6 protein-coding genes are annotated in these 7714 nt (G+C 64.2%); all 6 read left to right on the top strand.

Annotation, left to right across the window (positions count from 1 at the left end; all coding sequences use genetic code 11):
* Positions 1-185, top strand: a 185-nt coding sequence (locus ABI660_RS22160) for a protein phosphatase CheZ (protein WP_348072215.1), incomplete at its 5' end; no start/stop codon positions are given.
* A 462-nt stretch (positions 186-647) separates the two neighbouring features.
* Positions 648-1790, top strand: coding sequence for a flagellar biosynthesis protein FlhB (gene flhB, locus ABI660_RS22155; RefSeq protein ID WP_348072213.1), 1143 nt, complete (start codon positions 648-650; stop codon positions 1788-1790).
* Positions 1791-1804: 14 nt separating this feature from the next.
* Entirely contained in the window at positions 1805-3877 is a 2073-nt protein-coding gene (gene flhA, locus ABI660_RS22150) for a flagellar biosynthesis protein FlhA (protein WP_348072217.1), read from the top strand.
* Positions 3878-3885: 8 nt separating this feature from the next.
* Positions 3886-6276 (top strand): flagellar biosynthesis protein FlhF, encoded by a 2391-nt coding sequence (gene flhF / locus ABI660_RS22145; protein ID WP_348072211.1) that lies wholly within the window; start codon positions 3886-3888, stop codon positions 6274-6276.
* A 9-nt stretch (positions 6277-6285) separates the two neighbouring features.
* Positions 6286-6990: a MinD/ParA family protein gene (locus tag ABI660_RS22140; protein WP_348072209.1), complete on the top strand. Its 705-nt coding sequence runs from the start codon at positions 6286-6288 to the stop codon at positions 6988-6990.
* A 293-nt stretch (positions 6991-7283) separates the two neighbouring features.
* Positions 7284-7714: sigma-70 family RNA polymerase sigma factor (locus tag ABI660_RS22135; RefSeq protein WP_348072207.1), on the top strand; the 431-nt coding region annotated here is incomplete at its 3' end.

Raw genomic sequence — 7714 nt, 5'->3', positions numbered from 1 at the left:
TGATGGACGTCATCAAGGACATGGAAACGCAGCTGCTGCAGCTGCTGATCGACAATGCACCGCATGAGAAACGCCACGAAGCCGGTGCCGGCCTGCTCAATGGTCCGCAAACCAAGGCTGGCAATCCCGATGCCGTCGATAACCAGAGCCAGGTTGACGACCTGTTGGCCAGCCTGGGGTTTTAGTGGCCTGCAACGCTGAAACCAGAAGTCGCTGCCCGCGCGATACAGGGCACGCTGCGGCGTTGCAAATGCGCGCGATGCCTGAGGCATCGCTGTGCTTTGCGCCTTGCATCGCACCCCGTCTCACGCGTTCCTCGCCTCCTATTTCAACGTTACAGGCCACTAGTCCGCTCGCGCCGCCGAGAGGCGATGGTTTAGGGCGAACGGTAGTACGTTGCCTGTCTTGATTTATGGAAGTCTCAGTAAGCCGCAAATACCGAAACAGCAGTGACTCGGGCCTGAGCCTGAGCCTGAGCCTGGATTCATTTTCCCCGCCATACAGGCACCTGGTGCTCCGCCCCGGAGGCTCCCTGATTGGCCAAGAAGCAGGTCTATTTACGGCTTGTTTGGCCTATAGCTAAAGGGCAGTCGCCTTAATAATCTTTGGAACAGGGCGCTTGTTGCGCCCGGCGCTCCGGAGCATTGATGGCGGAAGAAAGTGATCTCGAAAAAACCGAACCCGCCTCGCCCAGGCGGCTCGAAAAGGCGCATGAAGAAGGCCAGGTGGCGCGCTCGCGCGAACTGGTCACCTTTGTGATGCTGACCACAGGCGTTGCCGCACTGTGGGCCATGGGTGAGGTCATGGGCGGCCATTTTGGCAGCGCCATGCGCAATGGCCTGCAGTTTGAACGGGCCTCTGCATTCGATGCCTCGCACATGATGGTGCAGGCCGGGACAGCGGTGCTGCACGCCTTGCAGGCCCTGATGCCGCTGCTGGCCCTGATGCTGGTGGCCGCGCTGGTGGCGCCCATGCTGCTGGGTGGCTGGCTGCTGTCCGGCAAGTCGCTGGCTCCCAAGTTTTCCAAACTCAACCCGGTGGCGGGTATCAGCCGCATGTTCTCGACCGAATCCCTGGCCGAGCTGCTCAAAACCATCGTGAAATCGCTGCTGATCGGCGGCGTGGCCTGGTCGGTTCTTTCTGGCAAGCTGCCGGCCATCATGGGTCTGATGAACGAGCCGGTGACTTCGGCGCTGCCGCATACCCTGCGGCTGGTGGTGGTCTGCTGCACATTGATCATCGCCTCGCTGCTGCTGGTCGCGGGCATTGACGTGCCGTACCAGCTCTGGAGCCATGCCCGCAAGCTGCGCATGTCGCGTGAGGACCTGAGGCAGGAGCAGAAGGAAAGCGACGGCGACCCCCAGGTCAAGGCGCAGATCCGCCGCCAGCAACAGCAGATGGCCAAGCGCCGCATGATGGCCGAAGTGCCCAAGGCCGACATCATCGTGACCAACCCGACCCACTATGCCGTGGCGCTCAAATACCTCGACAAGGAAATGCGTGCGCCCCGCGTGATCGCCAAGGGCGCCGACCTGGTGGCCCTGCGCATTCGCGCCATGGCTGAAGAAAACAGGATTCCCGTTCTCGAAGCGCCACCGCTCACGCGTGCCCTGTACCGCCACACCCAGCTGGGCCAGGAAATCCCGGTGGCGCTGTATGCGGCGGTGGCCGAAGTGCTTGCCTGGGCCTACCAGCTGCAGCGCCTGCACAGCGAAGGCGGAGAGGTGCCGCGCACGCCCCAGAACCTGCCGGTGCCTGACTCGCTCGATCCCGCAGGGAGCCCCGCATGACCACGCTGACTGCGATGTCGCGCATGCGCCAGGCCATGCTCATGGGCGGCAGCGGCAAGGGCTTGGTGGGCCCGATCCTGATCATCCTGATTCTCAGCATGATGGTTCTGCCCCTGCCGCCGTTTCTGCTGGACCTGCTGTTCACCTTTAACATTGCGCTGTCCATCATGGTCTTGCTGGTGAGCATGTACACCATGAAGGCGCTTGATTTTGCGGCTTTTCCCGCCGTCCTGCTGTTCACGACGCTGCTGCGGTTGTCGCTCAACGTGGCCTCCACCCGCGTGGTGCTGATGGAGGGGCATACCGGGCCGGACGCTGCCGGCAAGGTGATCGAGGCCTTTGGCCACTTCCTGGTCGGCGGCAATTTTGCTGTCGGTGTCATGGTGTTCATCATCCTGGTGGTGATCAATTTCATGGTCATCACCAAAGGTGCGGGCCGGATTGCAGAAGTCGGCGCCCGCTTTACGCTGGACGCGATGCCGGGCAAGCAGATGGCCATTGATGCTGATCTCAATGCCGGCCTGATCGGTGAAGATGTGGCACGCAAACGCCGCGCCGAAGTGGCGCAGGAAGCGGATTTTTACGGCTCCATGGATGGCGCCAGCAAGTTTGTCCGCGGCGACGCGGTGGCCGGCCTGCTCATTCTGGTGATCAACATCGTGGGCGGACTGATTGTCGGGGTGGCCCAGCACGACCTCGGTTTCGCCGAGGCCGCGACCACCTACACACTGCTGGCTATCGGCGACGGCCTGGTCGCGCAGATTCCCGCGCTGGTGATTTCCACTGCGGCGGGCGTGATCGTCTCGCGCGTCACAACCGACGAGGATGTGGGTGGGCAACTGACCGGCCAGCTTTTTGCAAACCCGAAAGTACTGTTCCTGACCGCGGGTGTCATCGGCCTGATGGGCCTGATTCCGGGCATGCCGAACATGGCTTTCCTGATCATTGCCGGCGGCCTGATCTGGTTTGGCCGGCGCGTAATGCAGGGCAAGGCCGGCGGCGCTGATCCGGCGGCATCCGCACCGCCACCCACACCGGCAGTGGCGGAGTCGCAGGACGCCACCTGGGACGACGTGACGCTGGTCGACCCCCTCGGGCTGGAAGTGGGCTACCGGCTGATTTCACTGGTCGACAGCGCGCAAAACGGCGAACTGCTGGGGCGCATCAAGAGCATCCGCAAGAAGTTCGCACAGGACATCGGTTTCCTGGTGCCGGTCGTTCATATCCGGGACAACCTGGAAATCAAGCCGAACGCCTATGTGGTCAAACTCAAGGGTGTGCAGATCGGGCAGGGCGAGGCATTACCGGGCCAGTGGATGGCCATCAATCCGGGGCAGGTCAGTGCAACGCTGCCCGGCACGCAGACGCAGGACCCGGCGTTTGGTCTGCCGGCAACCTGGATCGATGCCAGCCTGCGCGAACAGGCGCAGATCTACGGCTACACCGTGGTGGATGCGGGCACCGTGGTGGCGACGCATCTGAATCACCTGATCCATGCACATGCGGCGGAATTGCTGGGGCGCCAGGAAGTCCAGCAACTGCTGGACCGCATCGGCAAGGAGTCGCCCATGCTGATCGAGGGGCTGGTTCCCAAGACGCTGTCGCTCACGACCGTGCAGAAGGTTTTGCAGAACCTGCTGGACGAAGGCGTCTCGATCCGGGACATGCGCACCATTCTTGACGTGCTTGCAGAGAACGCGCCTGCCGTGACCGACACCACGGAGCTGACGTCACTGATCCGGCTGGCACTGGGACGCTCCATCGTGCAGCAGATTTTTCCGGGCAATGAAGAGCTGCAGGTCATCGGGCTGGACGGCTCGCTGGACCGCGTTCTCCTGCAGGCCCTGACCAACAGCAATGGGCTGGAGCCGGGACTGGCCGACAGCCTGCTGCGGGAGGCACAGACGGCCATGGCCCGTCAGGCGCAGCTGGGCCTGACGCCTGTGCTGGTGGTCCAGCATTCGCTGCGCGTGCTGCTGGCCCGTTTCCTGCGCCGCAGCCTGCCACAGCTCAAGGTGCTTTCCCACGCTGAAATACCCGACACCCGCACCATCAAAGTCACCTGCACCATTGGAGGCAAAGCTTGAATACCCGTATGGAAACCAATACAGACAGCTGCAGGGTGGTGGCACCTTCCAGCCGCGAAGCGCTCCGCCTTGTGCGCGAAAAACTGGGACCCGAAGCGATCATCCTGTCGAACAGGGTCACGGCCGAAGGCGTGGAAATCGTGGCCGCGCTGGAGCGGGCCATCACCGCCATGACAGCTGCGGCGACGCAAGAGGCCGCTGCCATCCCGGTGCCGGCAGAAAGCCCGCCGGCCGCCAGGCTGCCAGCGGTGCCTGTGGCTGCCAGCGACGGTGACGCGGTCCTGCGGGAAATTCATTCGATGCGCGGCATGATCGAGGAGCAACTGGCCGGGCTGGCGTGGAACGAGGCGCAAAGGCGCGACCCGGTGCGAGGCCACCTGCTGCGCACACTGCTGGGCGCGGGTTTCAGCACCCGCCTGGCCAGGGACCTGCTGGCCAGCTTGCCGACCGGCCAGAATTACGCCAATGGGCTGGCCTATGTCAAGTCGGCACTCGAAGGCCAGTTGCCCCTGCTGGAAAACGAAGACGCCCTGATGGACGAGGGCGGTGTCTATGCGCTGATGGGACCGACCGGTGTCGGCAAGACCACCACCACTGCCAAGCTGGCTGCGCGATGCGTCATGCGTTTCGGCCCGGAAAAACTGGCGCTGGTCACCACCGACAGCTACCGGATCGGCGCCTACGAACAGCTGCGCATTTATGGCCAGATCCTGGGTGTCTCGGTGCATGCGGTGAAAGATGCCGTTGACCTGGAGGGAGTGCTGGCTGACCTGCGTGACAAGCACATGGTGCTGATCGACACGGTCGGCATGAGCCAGCGCGACCGCGCGGTTTCGGACCAGATCGCCATGCTGTGCAGTGCCAGCCGGCCGATCAGGCGGCTGCTGCTGCTCAATGCTTCCAGCCATGGGGACACGCTCAATGAGGTCGTACAGGCGTACCGCCATGGTCAGGGGGTTGCGAGGGCTAAAGACCTGGTGGGCTGTATTTTCACCAAGGTGGATGAGGCCACACACCCCGGCGTGCTGCTGGACATGGCCATCCGGCACCAGTTGCCCGTGCACTACATTTCCAGCGGCCAGAAAGTACCGGAGCACCTGGCACTGTGTGATCGCAGGCTGCTGGTCGACAGCGTGTTTCAGGCCAAAAGCACCAGCGCGCTGTTTGTGCCGGGCGAAGCCCATCTGGATGAGCGGCCGGTGGCGCTGCGCAACGACCAGGAGCTGCTTGCCGCGGAAGCTGTCAGCGAGCGCCTGCGTTCGCAGTGCCAGCAGCTGATACGCGCGCTCACCCACAACGCCCAGGAACTGACCTCCAATGCGGCCGCGCTGTCGGCCGGACGGATCGGTTTCGATGAAACCCGCGCGTTCTGGCAAAGGCTTTCGGACGAGCATGCCGGCCAGGCGGAGATCGCCCGAGACCTGCAGTTGCAGGCCGGCACGGATGCCGCCGCTGCTTGCGGGCGCTACGTGCTCCTGCTGGCCGGGGAGACCTCCCTTCCCGGGAAGAAAAATGCAGAGTCCTCTGTACACCGCAGCGCGGTATTGCTGTCGGATCGGACGGGTCTGCCATTTGCCGCCGTGCACGAGGTGCCGGCTAATCCCGCGCTTGCGGGCTCGCTTGCGCAGCACAGGTTTTCAAAACCCATCGTCCATCTGCTGGCATGCACACCGGAGCCCGGCCTGATTTCTGAATGGCAAAACGCGGGCCTTCACTGGGCCGCCTGCACAACGGCTACCCTGCGCGTGACAGCGGACGGCAGCGGTACGGCGGGAACGCTCGCCAAGCTGGCGGCCGTGGTGCCCTTCAGCACGGCGCAACCTTTTCTGTTTCGGGGGAAGGCCGCGCTGCTGTCGGTTGCGGACGTGATGGTCAAGCTGCGCGCGGGTGCCAGGAACGGCGCAAGCGGCAGCGGGCCGGACAACACGGCGCCCCTGCGCTGCGTGATCCGACGCGTGGTGGACGCGGCAAGCGGGAAACCATTGGCCCACAGCTACCTGCTCGCCAGCGCCGGCGTTCGGGCCACGGCGTTGCAGATGGCGCAGTGGCCAGGCTGGCGGCTGGCGGCTGAGCCTCACTTCAAGCTGCTTGGCCAGACCCTGGCCCAGCTCGCGGACGCGGGCACTGCCGGCGGCGAGGCTGCCGGGCTGAAACGCCTGCTGGTCGGCGGCCAGGTTTGCACCACGGTGCTTCGCCTGCAGCGGGCGCCACAAGCCTGGGCTGAGACGGCACGGCAGGTTCTGACGCAACTGGCAGGACACGCAGGCCGTGCGGGTCGTCCGGTCTCCGGACCCGTTTTGCTGGAAGGCCTGGCTAAATTCTTTGTGTTGCTGGATGCGCTCGAAACCGACGCAGCGGCAGCGTCGTCCCGGCCGCATGTGGCCGCGGCACAGGGTTGAGGAGGCTGTGTGAGAAAAGCGGTGACCGACCAGGCTGATGGTTTGCGGCGCCTGATGGCCGCCACCCCCGGAAGGCGAGTGGCCGTGGTGGGCTGTGAGGGGCCGAGCGTGTCGAGCTTCACGCGCAACCTCGCGGCAGCGCTGGTACAGGAGGGCAAGGATGTGCTGCTGATCGATGAGCGCGACGCTGCCCAGCCAGCCAGCATTCAGGGCGACGGGCGCATGCTGCTTCTCCACGCCGAGCTCGACCCGCATGGCGCCTTGTCGCCATGGGCCGCTCAGTCCGACCATATCCTGGTGGTGCTGCAGGCCCATGCGGCATCCATCAAGGCATCTTATGCCTGCATCAAGGGACTTCATCACGCCCACGCACTGCAGCGCCTGCGGGTGCTGGTGGATGGGGCGGCCGATGCCGCCGAAGCGCGGCGCATCCTGGCCAATCTTGCCGAGGCCGGCTGGCGTTACCTGTCGCTCGCGCTGGAACCCGCCGGCTGGGTGAGGGCGGATCCGCACCTGGCCAGGGCGCAGCGGCTCAACGCCACTGTCGTTGATGCGTTCGGGAACAGCCCCGCGGCCCTGGACTACAGGCAGGTCGCCTCCAGTCTGCTCCAGTGGCCTCAGCCCAGGACGCACAAACGCGTGCCTTCTCCACCACCTGAAACCACCACCGGCCGGCAGTTGGCGTTCGTGCCCTGCATGCCTGCGCTGCACTGATGCCAAGGGAAACTTTGAACCTGGAAACCGCAGTTGACTGCTTGTAATCGCTGGCTAAACAGAATGAACACTCACTTTTTCAGACACAAACACTGTCCCCAAGGGGGTGACAGCGTCACGCACCCAATTGATCCGCCGTGGGGCGCGCTGGCGGCGTTGCTCCTCCTTGCGGGCATCAGCCCGCCGCGTCGTCACGCCTTGCCAGCCCACCCCATGACGGCCCACTCGGGCGCGTTCCACTGCGGTTTCCAGGTTCAATGAGCCGACCCCCAAGAAAGCAGGAGTAGTCTTCCATGTACACATCCCAGGGAAAGATGGCCAGGTCGGAACCTACCGACTTGCTCAAGGAATATGCACCGCTGGTGCGGCGCCTGGCGCTGCAGCTGATTGCCAAGCTGCCGGCCAATGTCGATCTCGACGACCTGATCCAGGCGGGCATGATGGGGTTGCTCGATGCCGGCACACGCTATCAGGACGACCAGGGCGCAAAGTTCGAAACCTACGCCAGCCAGCGCATTCGCGGCGCCATGCTGGACGAGCTGCGCGCCAACGACTGGGTGTCGCGTGGCCTGCGGCAGTCCTCGCGCAGCGTGGCGAAGGCTGTGCATGTACAGGAGCAGAAGCTGGGGCGTGCACCGAATGAAGGGGAAATTGCCCAGGAGCTGCAGTTGCCGCTGGAGGCTTACCAGGAACTGCTGCAGGAAATTCACGGCTGCCAGCTGGT

The organism is Polaromonas sp. (genome assembly GCF_039930745.1).
Classification (GTDB): domain Bacteria; phylum Pseudomonadota; class Gammaproteobacteria; order Burkholderiales; family Burkholderiaceae_C; genus Polaromonas.
This window is presented reverse-complemented; position numbering and strand designations above follow the sequence as displayed.